This is a genomic window from Pseudomonas sp. BS-2016 (assembly GCF_001806145.1).
GTDB lineage: Bacteria > Pseudomonadota > Gammaproteobacteria > Pseudomonadales > Pseudomonadaceae > Aquipseudomonas > Aquipseudomonas lundensis.
Genome location: NZ_MLCT01000015.1, coordinates 263,307 through 279,376, shown reverse-complemented (window position 1 = coordinate 279,376; position 16,070 = coordinate 263,307). Strand labels below are relative to the sequence as shown.

At 57.6% G+C, this 16,070-nt stretch carries 19 protein-coding genes; 18 read left to right on the top strand and 1 reads right to left on the bottom strand.

Annotation, left to right across the window (positions count from 1 at the left end):
* Positions 1 to 6: 6 nt before the first annotated feature.
* Entirely contained in the window at positions 7 to 921 is a 915-nt protein-coding gene (secF, locus tag BKD70_RS06695; RefSeq protein ID WP_047273834.1) for a protein translocase subunit SecF, read from the top strand.
* Between the two features lie 121 nt (positions 922 to 1,042).
* Positions 1,043 to 1,570, top strand: coding sequence for a glycine zipper 2TM domain-containing protein (locus BKD70_RS06690; RefSeq protein ID WP_047273835.1), 528 nt, complete (start codon positions 1,043 to 1,045; stop codon positions 1,568 to 1,570).
* A gap of 132 nt (positions 1,571 to 1,702) precedes the next feature.
* Here the strand turns inward: BKD70_RS06690 and suhB are convergent, their stop codons facing one another.
* Positions 1,703 to 2,518: an inositol-phosphate phosphatase gene (gene suhB / locus BKD70_RS06685; protein WP_047273836.1), complete on the bottom strand. Its 816-nt coding sequence runs from the start codon at positions 2,516 to 2,518 to the stop codon at positions 1,703 to 1,705.
* Positions 2,519 to 2,661: 143 nt separating this feature from the next.
* Here suhB and trmJ point away from each other — a divergent pair, with 143 nt between their 5' ends.
* The 16 genes from trmJ (at position 2,662) to hisS (ending at position 16,052) form a co-directional block, all read left to right on the top strand.
* The gene (trmJ, locus tag BKD70_RS06680; protein ID WP_047273837.1) at positions 2,662 to 3,432 is read left to right on the top strand and encodes a tRNA (cytosine(32)/uridine(32)-2'-O)-methyltransferase TrmJ; all 771 of its coding nucleotides are present in this window, start codon (positions 2,662 to 2,664) and stop codon (positions 3,430 to 3,432) included.
* Between the two features lie 2 nt (positions 3,433 to 3,434).
* Positions 3,435 to 4,211, top strand: a complete 777-nt coding sequence (gene cysE / locus BKD70_RS06675) for a serine O-acetyltransferase (protein WP_047273838.1) — start codon at positions 3,435 to 3,437, stop codon at positions 4,209 to 4,211.
* A gap of 240 nt (positions 4,212 to 4,451) precedes the next feature.
* Positions 4,452 to 4,943 (top strand): Fe-S cluster assembly transcriptional regulator IscR, encoded by a 492-nt coding sequence (iscR, locus tag BKD70_RS06670; RefSeq protein WP_047273839.1) that lies wholly within the window; start codon positions 4,452 to 4,454, stop codon positions 4,941 to 4,943.
* Positions 4,944 to 4,992: 49 nt separating this feature from the next.
* Positions 4,993 to 6,207 (top strand): IscS subfamily cysteine desulfurase, encoded by a 1,215-nt coding sequence (locus tag BKD70_RS06665; protein WP_047273840.1) that lies wholly within the window; start codon positions 4,993 to 4,995, stop codon positions 6,205 to 6,207.
* Between the two features lie 96 nt (positions 6,208 to 6,303).
* Positions 6,304 to 6,690: a Fe-S cluster assembly scaffold IscU gene (gene iscU / locus BKD70_RS06660; RefSeq protein WP_007929523.1), complete on the top strand. Its 387-nt coding sequence runs from the start codon at positions 6,304 to 6,306 to the stop codon at positions 6,688 to 6,690.
* A gap of 62 nt (positions 6,691 to 6,752) precedes the next feature.
* A complete protein-coding gene (iscA, locus tag BKD70_RS06655) occupies positions 6,753 to 7,076 on the top strand; it encodes an iron-sulfur cluster assembly protein IscA (protein WP_047273844.1) in 324 nt (107 codons plus the stop codon).
* An 8-nt stretch (positions 7,077 to 7,084) separates the two neighbouring features.
* Complete coding sequence (hscB, locus tag BKD70_RS06650) at positions 7,085 to 7,606, top strand: co-chaperone HscB (RefSeq protein ID WP_047273845.1); 522 nt, start codon at positions 7,085 to 7,087, stop codon at positions 7,604 to 7,606.
* 50 nt (positions 7,607 to 7,656) lie between these two features.
* Positions 7,657 to 9,519 carry a Fe-S protein assembly chaperone HscA gene (hscA, locus tag BKD70_RS06645; protein WP_047273848.1) on the top strand — a complete coding sequence of 621 codons (1,863 nt, stop codon included), beginning with the start codon at positions 7,657 to 7,659 and terminating at the stop codon, positions 9,517 to 9,519.
* 3 nt (positions 9,520 to 9,522) lie between these two features.
* Complete coding sequence (gene fdx / locus BKD70_RS06640) at positions 9,523 to 9,864, top strand: ISC system 2Fe-2S type ferredoxin (protein ID WP_047273851.1); 342 nt, start codon at positions 9,523 to 9,525, stop codon at positions 9,862 to 9,864.
* A 102-nt stretch (positions 9,865 to 9,966) separates the two neighbouring features.
* The gene (iscX, locus tag BKD70_RS06635) at positions 9,967 to 10,167 is read left to right on the top strand and encodes a Fe-S cluster assembly protein IscX (RefSeq protein ID WP_047273852.1); all 201 of its coding nucleotides are present in this window, start codon (positions 9,967 to 9,969) and stop codon (positions 10,165 to 10,167) included.
* 94 nt (positions 10,168 to 10,261) lie between these two features.
* Positions 10,262 to 10,687, top strand: coding sequence for a nucleoside-diphosphate kinase (gene ndk, locus BKD70_RS06630; protein ID WP_047273854.1), 426 nt, complete (start codon positions 10,262 to 10,264; stop codon positions 10,685 to 10,687).
* Between the two features lie 28 nt (positions 10,688 to 10,715).
* Positions 10,716 to 11,852 carry a 23S rRNA (adenine(2503)-C(2))-methyltransferase RlmN gene (gene rlmN / locus BKD70_RS06625; RefSeq protein WP_047273855.1) on the top strand — a complete coding sequence of 379 codons (1,137 nt, stop codon included), beginning with the start codon at positions 10,716 to 10,718 and terminating at the stop codon, positions 11,850 to 11,852.
* Positions 11,853 to 11,864: 12 nt separating this feature from the next.
* Positions 11,865 to 12,623: a type IV pilus biogenesis/stability protein PilW gene (gene pilW / locus BKD70_RS06620; protein WP_047273857.1), complete on the top strand. Its 759-nt coding sequence runs from the start codon at positions 11,865 to 11,867 to the stop codon at positions 12,621 to 12,623.
* Positions 12,623 to 13,627 carry a RodZ family helix-turn-helix domain-containing protein gene (locus BKD70_RS06615; protein WP_047273858.1) on the top strand — a complete coding sequence of 335 codons (1,005 nt, stop codon included), beginning with the start codon at positions 12,623 to 12,625 and terminating at the stop codon, positions 13,625 to 13,627. The genes pilW and BKD70_RS06615 overlap by 1 nt, the downstream gene beginning before the upstream one ends.
* A gap of 3 nt (positions 13,628 to 13,630) precedes the next feature.
* Positions 13,631 to 14,740 carry a flavodoxin-dependent (E)-4-hydroxy-3-methylbut-2-enyl-diphosphate synthase gene (gene ispG / locus BKD70_RS06610; protein ID WP_047273860.1) on the top strand — a complete coding sequence of 370 codons (1,110 nt, stop codon included), beginning with the start codon at positions 13,631 to 13,633 and terminating at the stop codon, positions 14,738 to 14,740.
* A 22-nt stretch (positions 14,741 to 14,762) separates the two neighbouring features.
* Positions 14,763 to 16,052: a histidine--tRNA ligase gene (gene hisS / locus BKD70_RS06605; protein ID WP_047273862.1), complete on the top strand. Its 1,290-nt coding sequence runs from the start codon at positions 14,763 to 14,765 to the stop codon at positions 16,050 to 16,052.
* Positions 16,053 to 16,070 lie beyond the last annotated feature (18 nt).

Below are 16,070 nucleotides of genomic sequence, written 5' to 3'. Positions count from 1 at the left end.
GCTGCCATGTTACGTACAATCAACTTCATGGGCGTTCGCAACGTTGCGTTCGGCGTCACTGTGCTGCTTACCGTGCTGGCCTTGTTCAGCATGTTCCACAAAGGCATGAACTACGGCCTGGACTTCACTGGCGGTACGCTCATCGAGCTGACCTACGAGAAGCCGGCTGATCTGACCAAAGTGCGCAACGAGCTGGTGACAGCTGGTTTTCACGATGCGGTAGTGCAGAGCTTTGGTGCGACCACTGACTTGCTGGTGCGCATGCCGGGCGATGACCCTTTGCTGGGCAACAAGGTTGCGGCGGCGCTGGGTCAGGCGGATACCGACAACCCGGCCGTGATCAAGCGCGTCGAGTTCGTGGGCCCGCAAGTGGGTGAAGAGCTGCGCGACCAGGGTGGTCTGGGCATGCTCATGGCCTTGGGCGGCATCATGTTGTACCTCGCGTTCCGCTTTCAGTGGAAGTTCGCGGTCGGTGCAATTGTTTCGCTGGTGCATGACGTGATCGTGACCATGGGCGTGTTGTCGTGGTTCCAGATCACGTTTGACCTGACGGTGCTGGCGGCGGTGCTGGCGATCATTGGTTACTCGCTCAACGACACCATTGTTGTGTTTGACCGGGTGCGGGAGAACTTCCGCGTGCTGCGCAAGGCGAGCCTGATCGAGAACATCAACATCTCGACCACGCAGACCCTGCTGCGGACCATGGCGACGTCGATCTCCACGTTGCTGGCCATTGCGGCGCTGCTGATCTTTGGTGGCGACAATCTCTGGGGTTTCTCGATTGCCCTGTTTGTCGGTGTGTTGGCGGGTACTTACTCGTCGATCTACATCGCCAACGTGGTGCTGATCTGGCTGAACCTCAATGCTGAGGACCTGATTCCGCCCGCGGCGAGTGAAAAGGAAATCGACGACCGTCCATGACCGTTCGTTGATGGCCAATGGTCACTAAAAAGGTGCGAGTATTGAACTCGCGCCTTTTTTTATGCTCCAAGGCTGGGATTAGCGCGGGATTGTTCCTGCGTAGAAAGGCCTGGAGGTTCACGTGAATAAATCTTTGCTGGTAGGTGCTGTTTTGGGTGCTGTCGGTGTCACTGCCGGTGGTGCTGTTGCTACTTACAGCTTGGTTAAAGCCCCTGAGTCTGCGCAGGTGCTGGCTGTTCAGCCGGTCAAGCAACAGATTAAAACCCCTCGCGAGGTGTGTAAGGACGTAACCGTAACGCGTCGTGCGGCGGTTAAGGATGAGCATCAAATTGTTGGCAGCGTCATTGGTGCCGTGGCGGGTGGTTTGTTGGGTAATCAGGTGGGTGGCGGTAACGGTAAGAAGATTGCGACCGTTGCGGGTGCCGTAGGCGGTGGCTATGCCGGTAACAAGGTTCAGGAAGGCATGCAGAACCGCGATACGTACACCACGACTCAAACCCGCTGCAATACCGTCAACGACATCAGTGACAAGGTGGTGGGTTACGACGTGCGTTACGTGCTGGATGGCAAGGAAGGCAAGGTTCGGATGGATCACGAGCCGGGCAGCGAAATTGCCGTCGACAAGCAGGGCAAGCTCATACTCAATTGATACCGCTCTAGAGGCTGTAGAGTCAGTTTCAGCCTCTGGCCGTTTATCGGCGGGCGCAGCGATCAAGGTGTATTGAAGTAGTGCCCAAAAAAAAGCACCCCGAGGGGTGCTTTTTTGGTTTGCGCGGTTCGCTTAGCGTTTCAGCGAGGCCGGCAAGTGAGGCTGGATTGCAGTCAGTACGGCTTTGAAGCACTTGGTGTTGCCGGCAACGATGTGGCCCTTTTCAAGGAAATCGTGGCTACCGGTGAAGTCGCTGACAAGGCCGCCTGCTTCTTGAATCAGCAGGGCGCCCGCAGCCATGTCCCATTCGGACAGGCCGGACTCCCAGAATGCATCGAAACGGCCTGCTGCGACGTAAGCCAGGTCCAGGCTCGCAGCACCGGCGCGACGAATGCCTGCAGTTTGGCCTACCAGGCTGCGGAACATGCCCAGGTAGTTATCCAGGTTATCCATTTGGTTGTCGCGGAACGGGAAGCCGGTACCCAGCAGGGCGCCTTCCAGGCTGGTGCGGCCGCTGACACGCAGGCGGCGACCATTCAGTTGAGCGCCACGACCACGGCTGGCGGTGAATTCTTCCTGGCGAACCGGATCAAGGACGACGGCGTGCTCAAGGCGGCCGCGGTATTTGCAGGCGATGCTGACAGCGAAGTGCGGAACGCCACGCAGGAAGTTGGTGGTGCCATCGAGCGGGTCGATGATCCACAGGTAGTCAGCACCTTCGCCGCTGCCCGCATGCAGGCCGGTTTCTTCACCGAGAATGCCGTGGGTCGGATAAGCCTTGCGCAAGGCGTCGATGATTTTCTGTTCGGCAGCACGATCGACTTCAGAGACGTAATCCTTGGCGTCTTTTTCGTCAACCTTGATGGTATCCAGGCGCTCGATGGAGCGGAAAATCAATTCACTGGCGCTGCGGGCGGCGCGCAGCGCGATATTCAGCATGGGCTGCATGGACGTTTCACCTAGGTCGTTAAAGAAAGCCGAACATTCTAGCAGAAAAGTTTGGCATATGAAGGTTTGCGTTAGCTTTCGTGGCGTAAGGTGATGGGCTTAGGTAAGATTTGCACCCTCTTAACGGTCTGTGAGCGCTTCCATTGCTGTCAAATATTCGTGTCGTTCTGGTCAATACCAGTCATCCCGGCAATATCGGCGGTGCTGCGCGTGCCATGAAAAACATGGGCTTGTCGCGATTGGTTCTGGTAGAGCCAAGACTGTTTCCTCATCACGAGGCGGATGCGCGCGCTTCGGGCGCCGGTGACATCCTCGAGCATGCTCAAGTGGTTGCGACCCTTGAAGAGGCGCTGGTGGGTTGCAATCTGGTCCTGGGCACCAGTGCGCGTGATCGCCGGATTCCCTGGCCGCTGCTGGATCCGCGCGAATGCGGGCAAAAGGTCGTGGATGAGGCGGCTCAAGGCGCTGAGATAGCCTTGGTTTTCGGTCGCGAAGATTCCGGCCTGACCAATGAAGAGTTGCAGCGCTGTCATTATCATGTGCACATTCCGTCGGACCCTGAGTTCAGCTCGCTGAACCTGGGAGCGGCTGTGCAAGTGCTGAGCTACGAAATTCGCATGTCGTGGCTGGCTGCGCAGGGGCAGCCGAGCAAGGTCGAGAAGGATGAAGTCGCCTCCACCAAAAGTGGAGAGTTGGCGACGATGGATGAGCTCGAGCGTTTCTACGAACACCTGGAGCAGACCTTGGTGGCGATCGAGTTTCTCGATCCTGAAAAACCGCGTCACCTGATGGCGCGCCTGCGTCGTTTGTATGGCCGTAGCTCGGTAAGTCGTGCCGAGATGAATATATTGCGTGGCATTCTGACCGAAACCCAAAAAGCAGCCCGTGGCGAGCTGCTCAAGCGCAAGGATTGAAGATGTTCGAGCGTCTGCGTGAAGATATCCAGAGTGTGTTTCATCGCGATCCTGCTGCGCGCAATGCGTTTGAAGTGTTGACCTGTTACCCGGGCATGCACGCCATCTGGCTTCATCGATTGTCGGGGTGGTTGTGGCATGCAGGTTGGAAGTGGATGGCGCGGCTGGTCTCTAACTTCGGCCGCTGGATGACGGGCATTGAAATTCATCCGGGTGCCAAGGTGGGTCGTCGTTTCTTCATTGATCACGGGATGGGGATTGTGATCGGCGAGACCGCAGAGATCGGTGATGACGTCACGCTTTATCAGGGTGTAACCCTGGGTGGCACCAGTTGGAACAAAGGCAAGCGCCATCCTACGCTGGAGAACGGTGTCGTCGTCGGTGCGGGCGCCAAGGTGCTGGGCCCATTTACGGTGGGTGCAGGCGCAAAGGTGGGCTCGAATGCGGTCGTCACCAAGCCGGTGCCGGCGGGTGCGACGGTTGTTGGGATTCCGGGGCGAATTATCATCAAGGCCGAGGGTGACGTTGAAGCCAGGCGTAAGGCGATGGCGGAGAAAATCGGCTTCGATGCTTACGGTGTCAGCGAGGACATGCCCGATCCTGTGGCGCGGGCTATTGCGCAATTGCTGGATCATTTGCAAGCCGTCGATGGCAAGCTGGATGGTATGTGCGGGGCCCTGAAGGAGCTGGGCAGTACCTACTGCGCCAAGGATTTGCCCGCGTTGCGCGAGGAAGATTTCGCTTGTGTTCAGGGTAAAGATGAAGTCAAGCCCGGTTAGGTCGCTAGTGGTTCCAGGCGGTTGTGAATGGCTGCGGCGCAATCTGCTTCTTTCTTGAGGTTTGCGGCAACGAGCGCACTGCAAACGCAGCATCGCTCGTGTGCCATTACGTCGCATAGCCTGCTACAATGCGCGCGCTGTTTTGCGGGTAATCCCGACTAAAGTACTAGGTCTAATAGTTGACTTAAATACTCGGGAATAGCATACTCGCCCCCATTCCGAATTCCGTGGTACCTGTCCATGAGACTGACTACAAAAGGCCGTTACGCCGTAACTGCAATGCTCGATTTGGCGTTGCACGCACAGCACGGGCCGGTGTCCCTGGCCGATATTTCCGAACGCCAGGGCATTTCCCTTTCCTACCTTGAGCAACTTTTCGCCAAGTTGCGCCGCAGCAGTCTGGTTTCCAGTGTGCGTGGCCCAGGCGGTGGCTATCAGCTATCGCGCGATATGCAAGGTATTCAGGTTGCCCAGGTGATCGATGCAGTCAACGAGTCTGTCGATGCGACACGTTGCCAGGGTCTGGGCGATTGCCATGCTGGCGATACCTGCCTGACACACCACTTGTGGTGCGACCTGAGCCTGCAAATCCACGAGTTTCTCAGCGGTATCAGCTTGGCTGATCTTGTTACTCGCCGTGAGGTACAAGAAGTAGCCCAGCGTCAGGATCAGCGCCGCTGTAATGGCAAAGCGCCGCACCTGGATAAGATCGAAGCGTCCGCCGTCGAGTGATTGCATAAAAACGACGGTGCGCCAGCCAGCCTGATTTAGGAGATAGTCCATGAAATTGCCGATTTACCTTGATTACTCAGCCACCACCCCGGTTGATCCGCGTGTTGCTCAAAAAATGAGCGACTGCCTGCTGGTTGACGGGAACTTCGGTAACCCGGCTTCGCGCTCCCACGTTTTTGGCTGGAAGGCCGAAGAAGCGGTCGAGAACGCACGTCGCCAGGTCGCTGATCTGGTTAACGCCGATCCGCGTGAAATCGTCTGGACCTCCGGCGCGACCGAAGCCAACAACCTTGCCATCAAGGGCGCTGCGCACTTCTATGCGTCCAAAGGCAAGCACCTGATTACCGACAAAATTGAACACAAAGCCGTACTCGACACCATGCGTCAGCTGGAGCGTGAAGGTTTTGAAGTGACCTACATCGAGCCGGGTGAAGACGGTCTGGTCACGCCTGCCATGGTTGAAGCGGCCCTGCGTGAAGACACCATCCTGGTCTCGGTCATGCACGTGAACAACGAGATCGGCACCATCAACGACATCGCTGCCATTGGTGAGCTGACTCGCTCGCGCGGTGTGTTGTTCCACGTTGATGCCGCTCAGTCCACGGGCAAGGTAGAAATCGACCTGTCCAAGCTCAAAGTCGACCTGATGTCCTTCTCGGCTCATAAAACCTATGGCCCTAAAGGCATCGGCGCCCTGTACGTCAGCCGCAAGCCTCGCGTGCGTATCGAAGCCACCATGCACGGCGGAGGTCACGAGCGCGGTATGCGTTCCGGCACGCTGGCGACCCACCAGATCGTGGGCATGGGTGAAGCGTTCCAGATTGCTAAAGAAGAAATGGCGGCTGAAAACGTGCGTATCAAGGCGTTGAGCGATCGTTTCTTCAAGCAGGTTGAACACCTCGAAGAGTTGTACGTGAACGGCAGCATGACTGCGCGCGTGCCGCACAACCTGAACCTGAGCTTCAACTATGTTGAAGGCGAGTCGCTGATCATGGCGCTCAAGGATCTGGCCGTGTCTTCCGGTTCGGCCTGTACCTCGGCTTCCCTTGAGCCGTCTTACGTGTTGCGTGCGCTGGGTCGTAACGATGAATTGGCTCACAGCTCGATTCGCTTCACGTTCGGGCGTTTCACCACGGAAGAAGAAATCGATTACGCCGCGCAGAAAGTGTGCGAGGCGGTGACCAAGTTGCGCGCACTGTCGCCACTGTGGGACATGTACAAAGACGGTGTCGACATCTCGAAAATCGAGTGGGCGGCGCACTGATATTTCAAGTCGCCGCAGACAGCCGCTGTAAATGCAGCGAATAGCAGCGTTTACAGTGGCTCAAGAGCGACTCTCTGATGAGTGAGGATTAGTACCATGGCTTACAGCGAAAAGGTCATTGACCACTACGAGAACCCACGCAACGTCGGCAAGATGAACGCGGAAGACCCGGATGTCGGTACCGGCATGGTCGGCGCGCCGGCTTGCGGCGACGTGATGCGCTTGCAGATCAAGGTTAACGAGCAGGGCATCATCGAAGACGCCAAGTTCAAAACCTACGGTTGCGGATCGGCCATTGCTTCCAGTTCCCTGGCGACCGAGTGGATGAAAGGCAAGACTCTGGACGAAGCAGAGACCATCAAGAACACTCAGTTGGCTGAAGAGTTGGCGCTGCCGCCCGTCAAGATTCACTGTTCTGTACTCGCTGAAGACGCCATCAAGGCCGCCGTTCGCGACTACAAGCAGAAGAAAGGTTTGATCTGATCCATTGCGCCCCAATATGGCGCACATGTGGTGAAGAAACTGGCAACAGGTAAGGAGTCACGATGGCTATCAGCATGACAGAAGCGGCGGCCCGACATATTCGCCGTTCCCTTGATGGGCGCGGCAAGGGTGAGGGGATTCGTCTGGGTGTTCGCACCACCGGCTGCTCCGGCCTCGCCTATGTGCTGGAGTTTGTCGACGAAGTGGGCGAAGACGATCAGGTGTTTGAAACCCATGGCGAAAAAGTGATCATTGATCCCAAAAGCCTGACCTACCTTGACGGCACCGAGCTGGATTTCGTCAAGGAAGGCCTTAACGAAGGCTTCAAGTTCAATAACCCCAACGTGCGTGGCGAATGTGGCTGCGGCGAGAGCTTCAACATTTGAGGCCAGTCGTGGGTACTCCTTGTCATTTTGCTTTGTTTGAACTGCAGCCGAGCTTCAATCTGGATCTCGATCAGTTGGCTACGCGCTACCGTGAGTTGGCGCGCGGTGTTCACCCGGATCGCTTTGCTGATGCTTCCGAGCGGGAGCAGCGCATGGCGCTGGAGCAGTCCGCCAGCCTTAACGAGGCCTATCAGACACTCAAAAGCCCATCCAGGCGCGCGCGTTATTTGCTCGAACTCAAGGGTAATGACGTGCCTCTGGAAGCAACGGTGCACGATCCTGAATTTTTGATGCAGCAGATGCAGTGGCGCGAAGAACTTGAAGACTTGCACGACACCGCCGACATGGCAGGTATTGCAGCTTTCAAGCGTCGACTGAAAGACGCTCAGCAAGCCTTGAACGACAGCTTCGCTGCTTGTTGGGATGATGTTGCGCAGCGTGAACAGGCCGAACGCCTGATGCGGCGCATGCAGTTCCTCGACAAGCTCACTTACGAAGTGCGCCAGCTAGAAGAGCGCCTCGACGATTAACTCCGTGCTTTTCCGATTGCACGCCTGATTACAGATAAGTCCTGATAACGATGGCCCTACTGCAGATCGCCGAACCCGGCCAAAGTCCTCAACCGCACCAGCGACGTCTGGCTGTGGGGATCGACTTGGGCACCACCAATTCGCTGGTTGCTGCGTTGCGCAGTGGCCTTTCCGAGCCTTTGGCTGACGCAAGTGGCAATGTCATTTTGCCCTCAGCCGTGCGTTATCACCCTGGCCGCGTAGAGGTGGGTGAATCAGCGCGCCTGGCGGCTTCTGCCGATCCGTTCAATACGGTGTTGTCGGTCAAGCGCCTGATGGGGCGTGGTCTGTCCGACGTCAAGCAACTGGGCGAGCAACTGCCTTACCGCTTTGTGGGCGGTGAGTCGCACATGCCGTTCATCGATACGGTCCAAGGGCCCAAAAGCCCGGTCGAAGTATCGGCGGAAATCCTCAAGGTATTGCGCGAGCGTGCCGAGAAAACACTGGGTGGTGAATTGGTCGGTGCCGTGATTACGGTGCCCGCTTATTTTGACGACGCTCAGCGTCAGGCGACCAAAGATGCGGCCAAGCTGGCTGGTCTTAATGTGTTGCGTTTGCTCAATGAACCGACTGCTGCTGCGGTGGCTTACGGTCTTGACCAGTCTGCTGAAGGTGTTGTCGCTATCTATGATCTGGGCGGCGGCACGTTTGATATTTCAATCCTGCGCCTGACCGGCGGTGTATTCGAAGTGTTGGCGACCGGCGGCGACAGCGCGCTGGGGGGTGACGATTTCGACCATGCGATCGCCAGTTGGATAGTCGAGCAGGCAGGGTTGTCGGCTGATCTGGACCCCGGCACTCAGCGTCAACTGCTGCAAAGCGCCTGCGCGGCCAAGGAAGCGCTGACGGATGCATCGAGCGTGACGGTTACGTTTGGACAGTGGTCTGCCGAGCTGACCCGCGAAAGGCTCGATGCGCTGATCGAGCCAATGGTCGCCCGCAGCCTCAAAGCCTGTCGCCGAGCCGTGCGCGACGCCAATATCGAAGTCGAAGATGTGCAGGCCGTGGTCATGGTGGGTGGATCGACGCGCGTCCCGCGGGTGCGCGAGGCAGTCGCCGACATGTTTGGCCGTCAGCCGTTGACTGACATCGACCCGGATCAAGTGGTTGCCATTGGGGCAGCGATTCAGGCCGATACGCTCGCGGGCAACAAACGTGAGGGGGGGGAGTTGCTCCTGCTTGACGTGATCCCGTTGTCGCTCGGTCTTGAGACCATGGGTGGCCTGATGGAGAAAGTCATTCCCCGCAACACCACGATTCCCGTCGCGCGAGCTCAGGATTTCACCACTTACAAAGATGGCCAGACGGCCATGATGATCCACGTCCTGCAGGGTGAGCGCGAGCTGATCAGCGACTGCCGTTCGTTGGCGCGTTTCGAGTTGCGTGGCATACCGCCGATGGTCGCAGGTGCCGCGAAAATCCGCGTGACTTTCCAGGTGGATGCCGACGGTTTGCTCAGCGTGTCAGCCCGTGAAACGGGATCGGGCGTTGAAGCCAGTATTCAGGTCAAGCCGTCCTACGGCCTGACGGATGGTGAAATCGCCAAAATGCTCAAGGATTCGTTCCAGTACGCAGGTGACGACAAAGTGGCTCGCGTGTTGCGTGAGCAACAAGTCGATGCGCAGCGCCTGATCGAAGCCGTGCAAGCCGCGCTGGAGGTGGACGGTGACCGCCTGCTTGATGCTGAAGAGCGCAAGGTGATCGAGCTGCACATGCAGCAATTGTCCGAATTGTTAAAAGGCACCGATGGTTACGCCATTGAGCAGCAGACCAAGCGTCTGTCGCACGTGACCGATGCCTTTGCTGCCCGCCGTATGGACCTGACTGTCAAGGCGGCTCTGGCCGGGCGCAACCTGAATGAAATCGAGGAATAACTGATGCCGCAGATCATTTTTCTGCCACACGCCGAGCATTGCCCGGACGGTATGGTTGTTGAGGCCGAGACCGGTAAGTCAATCCTCGAAGTGGCGCATGACAACCACATTGAGATCGAAAGCGCCTGCGGTGGCGTCTGCGCCTGTACCACTTGCCACTGCATCATTCGCGAAGGGTTTGATTCGCTGGAAGAAGCTGACGAGCTCGAAGAAGACTACCTTGATCGCGCGTGGGGCCTGGAGGCACACTCGCGCCTGAGCTGTCAGGCCAAGGTCGGGACCGAAGACCTGACGGTCGAAATCCCTAAGTATTCGCTTAATCATGCTGCCGAAGCGCCGCACTGATTCGATCGCTGCCGGGGTGCGCTGGCTGATTCGGGTCATTCCCTCTTTTCAGCCGCGCCAAGGTTCTGAGCGGTATAAGACTCTGCTTTTAAAGGAAGTGTCATGAGCCTTAAATGGGTTGATGTACAGGAAATCGCGATTCAGCTGGCTGAGGCTCATCCGGATGTTGATCCGCTGACGGTGAATTTCGTCAAGCTGCGCAATCTGGTGATGGCGCTGCCAGACTTCGATGACGTCCCTGATCGCGGAGGGGAAAAGGTCCTCGAAGCCATTCAGGGGTTGTGGATCGAAGAGGCTGACTAAGCCTGCAACGCACGTAATTATGCAATACCCCTGAACCCGCGTATAATTCGCGGGTTTAATTTTTCGCTTCAATCACTGTTTCTGGAGTTACACCATGGCTGTTCAACGTACTTTCTCCATCATCAAGCCTGACGCCGTTGCTAAAAACGTTATCGGCAAGATCGTTACTCGTTTCGAAGACGCTGGCCTGCGCGTTGTTGCTTCGAAAATGAAGCAACTGTCCAAAGCCGAAGCTGAAGGTTTCTACGCTGAGCACAGCGAACGTGGTTTCTTCGGTGACCTGGTTGCCTTCATGACTTCCGGTCCGGTTGTTGTTCAGGTTCTGGAAGGCGAAAACGCTATCGCTCGTAACCGTGAACTGATGGGCGCTACCAACCCTAAAGAAGCAGCTGCTGGCACCATTCGTGCCGATTTCGCTGAATCCATCGACGCTAACGCTGTTCACGGTTCCGACTCCGAAGCAGCCGCTGCTCGCGAAATCGCTTACTTTTTCGCAGCTACTGAAGTAACCACTCGATAAGCATCGGCTTGTGAGTGAGGGTGAAGACATGATTGCAACGACTGGCAAAACTAACCTGTTGGGTCTGACTCAACCGGAAATGGAGAAATTCTTCGACTCAATCGGGGAGAAGCGTTTCCGTGCCGGTCAGGTCATGAAGTGGATTCACCACTTTGGCGTCGATGATTTCGACGCCATGACGAACGTCAGCAAGGCCTTGCGCGATAAGCTCAAGGCCATTGCCGAGGTTCGCGGTCCTGAAGTCGTCAGCGAGGACATATCCACCGACGGTACCCGTAAATGGGTCGTTCGCGTGGCATCCGGCAGCTGCGTCGAGACCGTTTATATTCCCCAGGGCAAACGTGGCACCTTGTGCGTTTCGTCCCAGGCGGGCTGTGCCCTGGATTGCAGTTTCTGCTCCACCGGCAAGCAAGGTTTCAATAGCAACCTCACGGCCGCTGAAGTCATCGGCCAGGTGTGGATTGCCAACAAATCCTTTGGCAGCGTTCCGGCAACCATCGACCGCGCCATCACCAACGTGGTGATGATGGGCATGGGCGAGCCGCTGCTGAACTTCGACAACGTTATCGCTGCCATGCACCTGATGATGGACGACCTGGGCTATGGCATCTCCAAGCGCCGGGTAACCCTGTCCACGTCTGGCGTGGTGCCGATGATCGATGAGCTGGCCAAGCACATCGATGTATCGCTGGCGTTGTCGCTGCACGCACCCAATGACGCACTGCGCAGTCAATTGGTGCCAATCAACAAAAAGTACCCGCTCAAAATGTTGCTGGAATCCTGCCGTCGTTATATGGCGACCCTGGGTGAGAAGCGCGTTTTGACCGTTGAGTACACCTTGCTCAAAGACGTGAACGACCATGTCGATCACGCGCGTGAAATGATCGAACTGCTCAAAGACACGCCCTGCAAGATCAACCTGATCCCGTTCAACCCGTTTCCTCACTCCGGTTATGAGCGCCCTAGCAACAACGCTATTCGCCGTTTCCAGGAGCTGCTGCAAAACGCGGGCTACAACGTGACCGTGCGTACCACGCGTGGTGAAGACATTGACGCGGCGTGCGGGCAGTTGGTGGGGCAGGTCAATGACCGGACGCGCCGCAGCGAGCGCCACATTGCTTCGATTGAAGCCGATCTGGCGCAAAACGCAGCCGCCCGGCCTTAAGAGAGGAACGCTATGACCCTGCGCGCGGCGCTTTGTGTGGTGTTGGTCAGCGTAATGGCTGGCTGCGTTTCATCGGGTGGATCAAACCCGTTGAGCACCGACAAGGGCCGTGATGCAGCGCGTCAGGCGTATGTGCAACTGGGGCTCGGCTATTTGCAGCAAGGTTTGGCCGAGCAGGCGAAGATCCCGCTGGGTAAGGCACTCGAACTCGACAAGCGTGACCCGGACACCCTCGCCGCACTGGCTTTGCTGTATCAGTCCGAAATGGAACCCGAGCTTGCAGAGAACAGTTACCGTCAATCGCTGAGCGCCCGTGCCCAAGACGCGCGTACGCTCAATAACTACGGCAGTTTCCTGTTTGAGCAGCAACGCTATCAAGAGGCCTTTGCGCAGTTTCAGAAAGCCGCCACCGATAATCTTTACCCCGAACGCTCCCGTGTTTACGAAAATTTGGGTATAACGGCGCTCAAGCTTGGGCAAGCCGAAGTGGCGCGCCAGCATCTGGTAAAAGCTCTGCGTCGGAATCCGAAGCAGCCGCGAGCCTTGCTGGAGATGGCCGAGCTGTCGTATCAGGACAGGCAATATGTGCCTGCCCGTGACTATTACGATCGTTTTAGCCTGCTTAGTGGGCAAAATGCACGTAGTCTATTGCTCGGCGCGCGGTTGGCGACTGTCTTCGAAGACCGTGCCACACCTGCCACGTTTGGCCAGCAACTAAAACGACTTTATCCCGGCACGCCGGAATATCAGCAATACCTGTCGGAGCAATGATGAAAGCGGCGCAACCCGAAGTTCCAGCAGTGACACGAGTCAATCCCGGCGAGACCTTGCGTCAGGCCCGGGAGAACAATGGATGGACATTGGCCGAAGTTGCCTTGAAGCTCAATCTCACGGTCAGCTCCCTGAGTAATCTTGAGGCGGGCGCGTTCGACAAATTGCCGGGTCATACATTTGCCCGTGGCTACATCCGCGCTTATGCCAAATTGCTGGGCATGGACCAGGCTGCGCTGGTGCATGAGTTTGATGTCTACACAGGGACGGATTCGACCGGCAGCAGCGTTCACAGCCTTGGCCGAATCGAAGAGCCCGTGCGTGTGTCGCATACCATCTTGCGTATTGTCAGCCTGTTACTGCTGCTGGCAGTGATCGGCGGCGGCTTTCTCTGGTGGCAGGACCAGACGTCCATGCGCGCCAAAGACCTTGTTGGCCTCACGCCTGAGCACGTTGAAGTGGAAGGCGCGGACGGCACAACCCAGATCCATCCGCTGGATGAACCGGAAGATCAGGCCGTCGCTGAAGCCAAAACCGAAGGCGATGCGGCTGTCCCGGCCGAACCCGCAGGCGACCAGACGGGCGCGACTGCGTTAGCACTGCCTGGCGTACCCGAAGCGCCCGTTGCTGTTGCGCCCGCGCCTGCAACCCCTGCGCCGGCGGCTCAAACAGCGCCAACGCCAACACCGGTGACGCCGGTAGCGCCTGCCTCCGCGGCCGCTCCCGCTGCACCCGTCACTGAAGCGGCCCCTGCAGTGGCAGGTGCTGGCAAGGTGGGCGTGCAGTACACCGCCGATTGCTGGACTCAGGTCACCGATGCGAACGGCAAAGTGCTGTTTGGCGGTCTGAAGCGCAAGGGCGAAAATCTTGAAGTGAGCGGCAAGCCTCCACTCAGCCTGCGTCTGGGCTATGCCCGGGGTGCGCAAGTGACCTACAACGGTCAAGCAGTGGATGTGGCTCCTTTCACCAGTGGCGAGACTGCTCGCCTGAAGCTAGGTCAATAAGTCATGCACGGCGAATCACCCATCAAACGTCGCGAATCGCGCAAAATCTGGGTCGGCTCTGTACCGGTAGGTGGCGATGCCCCTATCGCGGTTCAGAGCATGACCAACAGTGACACCAATGATGTTGCAGCGACCGTTGCTCAGATCAATCGCCTTGAAGCCGCAGGCGTCGATATCGTGCGGGTTTCCGTCCCGGACATGGATGCTGCCGAAGCGTTTGGCCGCATCAAGCAACTGGTCAAGGTGCCATTGGTCGCCGATATTCACTTTGACTACCGCATTGCATTGCGTGTGGCCGAGCTGGGTGTCGATTGCCTGCGTATCAACCCCGGCAACATCGGTCGCGAAGACCGTGTACGTGCCGTTGTGGATGCAGCACGTGATCGGGGTATCCCGATTCGTATCGGCGTGAATGCCGGCTCCCTCGAAAAAGATTTGCAAAAGAAATACGGCGAGCCGACCCCTGCCGCGCTGGTCGAGTCAGCACTGCGTCACGTAGAGCACCTTGAGCGCCTGAATTTTCAGGACTTCAAAGTCAGCGTCAAAGCGTCCGATGTGTTCATGGCCGTTGAGGCCTATCGCCTGCTGGCCAAGGAAATCGTTCAGCCTTTGCACTTGGGAATCACCGAGGCAGGCGGGTTGCGTTCCGGCACAGTGAAATCTGCCGTGGGGCTGGGTATGCTGCTTGCCGAGGGCATTGGCGATACCATTCGTATCTCGCTGGCCGCCGACCCGGTAGAAGAAGTGAAAGTCGGCTACGACATTCTCAAATCCCTGCGTTTGCGTTCCCGTGGCATTAACTTCATTGCGTGCCCAAGTTGTTCGCGCCAGAACTTCGACGTGGTAAAAACCATGAACGAGCTGGAAGGGCGCCTGGATGATCTGCTGGTCCCCTTGGATGTTGCTGTGATCGGCTGTGTGGTCAACGGCCCCGGCGAAGCCAAGGAGGCCCATGTGGGCTTGACCGGCGGTACGCCAAACCTGATTTACATCGACGGCAAGCCGTCGCAGAAATTAACGAATGAAAATCTGGTGGACCAGCTTGAAAAACTGATCCGACAGAAAGCGGCCGAAAAGGTCGAAGCCGACGCAGCTGTTATTGCGCGCGGCTAATCAAACGAATTAAGGATTTTCTGTGAGCAAGTCACTGCAAGCCATTCGTGGCATGAACGACATCCTGCCCGAGCAGACGCCCCTGTGGCGTTTCTTTGAGGGCAAGGTCGCGCGTCTGCTGGATAACTACGGTTACAAGCAAATTCGCATGCCGATCGTCGAGTTCACCGAGCTGTTCAAGCGTTCCATCGGTGAAGTGACCGACATTGTCGAAAAAGAGATGTACACCTTCGAAGACCGCAACGGCGATTCGCTGACCCTGCGCCCCGAAGGCACTGCGGCCTGTGTGCGTGCTGTGCTTGAGCACGGCATCACCGGCGGCGGTCAGGTGCAAAAACTGTGGTACGTCGGCCCGATGTTTCGCCACGAGCGTCCTCAAAAGGGCCGTTATCGCCAGTTCCACCAGGTGGGCGTCGAGGTGTTCAACCTTGACGGTCCGGACATCGATGCCGAGTTGATCGTGCTGACCTGGCGCCTGTGGGGCGAGCTGGGTATCCGTGACGCGGTCAAACTGGAACTCAACAGCCTGGGCACCAGCGAAGCCCGTGCCCGCTACCGTGCCGCGCTGGTTGAATACCTGACTTCGCGCCTGAGCGAACTGGACGAAGACAGCCAGCGCCGTCTCAAGTCCAACCCGCTGCGTGTTCTCGACACCAAGAACGCTGACACACAGGCCGTTCTGGTTGACGCACCGAAGCTGGTGGACTATCTCGACGAAGAGTCCCGCGTGCACTTCGAGGGCCTCAAGGCGCGTCTCGACGCGGCGGGCATTCCTTACGTCATCAACCCGAAACTGGTTCGCGGGCTTGATTACTACAGCAAGACCGTATTCGAGTGGGTCACCGACAAACTCGGTGCCCAGGGCACTGTCTGTGCCGGTGGGCGTTATGACGGTCTGGTTGAGCAAATGGGCGGCAAACCGACCTCCGGCGTGGGCTTCGCCATGGGCATCGAGCGTCTGATCCTGATGCTGGAAACCCTTGAGCAAATCCCTGAAGAAATCTCGCGCCAGGTCGATGTGTACCTGTGCGCCTTCGGTGAAGCTGCTGAACTGGCCGCACTGGCCTTGAGCGAACGTGTTCGCGATCAGTTGCCGAACCTGCGCCTGCAAGTCAATGCCGGTGCGGGCAGCTTCAAAAGCCAGTTCAAGAAGGCCGACAAGAGCGGCGCGCTGTATGCGCTGATCCTGGGCGACGACGAATTGGCCCGGCAAGTGGTAGGCGTCAAACCCCTGCGTGGCCAGGGTGAACAACAAACTATTGCCTGGGATGCTCTTTCAGAGCACTTGGCCACCTGCGTCGTGCAGGGTTGAAGCTGTAAAAACAGCCGA

Bases quoted from the DNA above. Each gene is read 5' to 3' on its own strand.
- cysE (WP_047273838.1), top strand. From the start codon at position 3,435: ATGTTCGAGCGTCTGCGTGAAGATATCCAGAGTGTGTTTCATCGCGAT.
- BKD70_RS06615 (WP_047273858.1), top strand. From the start codon at position 12,623: ATGAAAGCGGCGCAACCCGAAGTTCCAGCAGTGACACGAGTCAATCCC.
- BKD70_RS06665 (WP_047273840.1), top strand. From the start codon at position 4,993: ATGAAATTGCCGATTTACCTTGATTACTCAGCCACCACCCCGGTTGAT.
- suhB (WP_047273836.1), bottom strand. From the start codon at position 2,518: ATGCAGCCCATGCTGAATATCGCGCTGCGCGCCGCCCGCAGCGCCAGT.
- ispG (WP_047273860.1), top strand. From the start codon at position 13,631: ATGCACGGCGAATCACCCATCAAACGTCGCGAATCGCGCAAAATCTGG.
- secF (WP_047273834.1), top strand. From the start codon at position 7: ATGTTACGTACAATCAACTTCATGGGCGTTCGCAACGTTGCGTTCGGC.
- hscA (WP_047273848.1), top strand. From the start codon at position 7,657: ATGGCCCTACTGCAGATCGCCGAACCCGGCCAAAGTCCTCAACCGCAC.
- rlmN (WP_047273855.1), top strand. From the start codon at position 10,716: ATGATTGCAACGACTGGCAAAACTAACCTGTTGGGTCTGACTCAACCG.
- pilW (WP_047273857.1), top strand. From the start codon at position 11,865: ATGACCCTGCGCGCGGCGCTTTGTGTGGTGTTGGTCAGCGTAATGGCT.
- iscR (WP_047273839.1), top strand. From the start codon at position 4,452: ATGAGACTGACTACAAAAGGCCGTTACGCCGTAACTGCAATGCTCGAT.
- iscX (WP_047273852.1), top strand. From the start codon at position 9,967: ATGAGCCTTAAATGGGTTGATGTACAGGAAATCGCGATTCAGCTGGCT.
- fdx (WP_047273851.1), top strand. From the start codon at position 9,523: ATGCCGCAGATCATTTTTCTGCCACACGCCGAGCATTGCCCGGACGGT.
- ndk (WP_047273854.1), top strand. From the start codon at position 10,262: ATGGCTGTTCAACGTACTTTCTCCATCATCAAGCCTGACGCCGTTGCT.
- iscA (WP_047273844.1), top strand. From the start codon at position 6,753: ATGGCTATCAGCATGACAGAAGCGGCGGCCCGACATATTCGCCGTTCC.
- iscU (WP_007929523.1), top strand. From the start codon at position 6,304: ATGGCTTACAGCGAAAAGGTCATTGACCACTACGAGAACCCACGCAAC.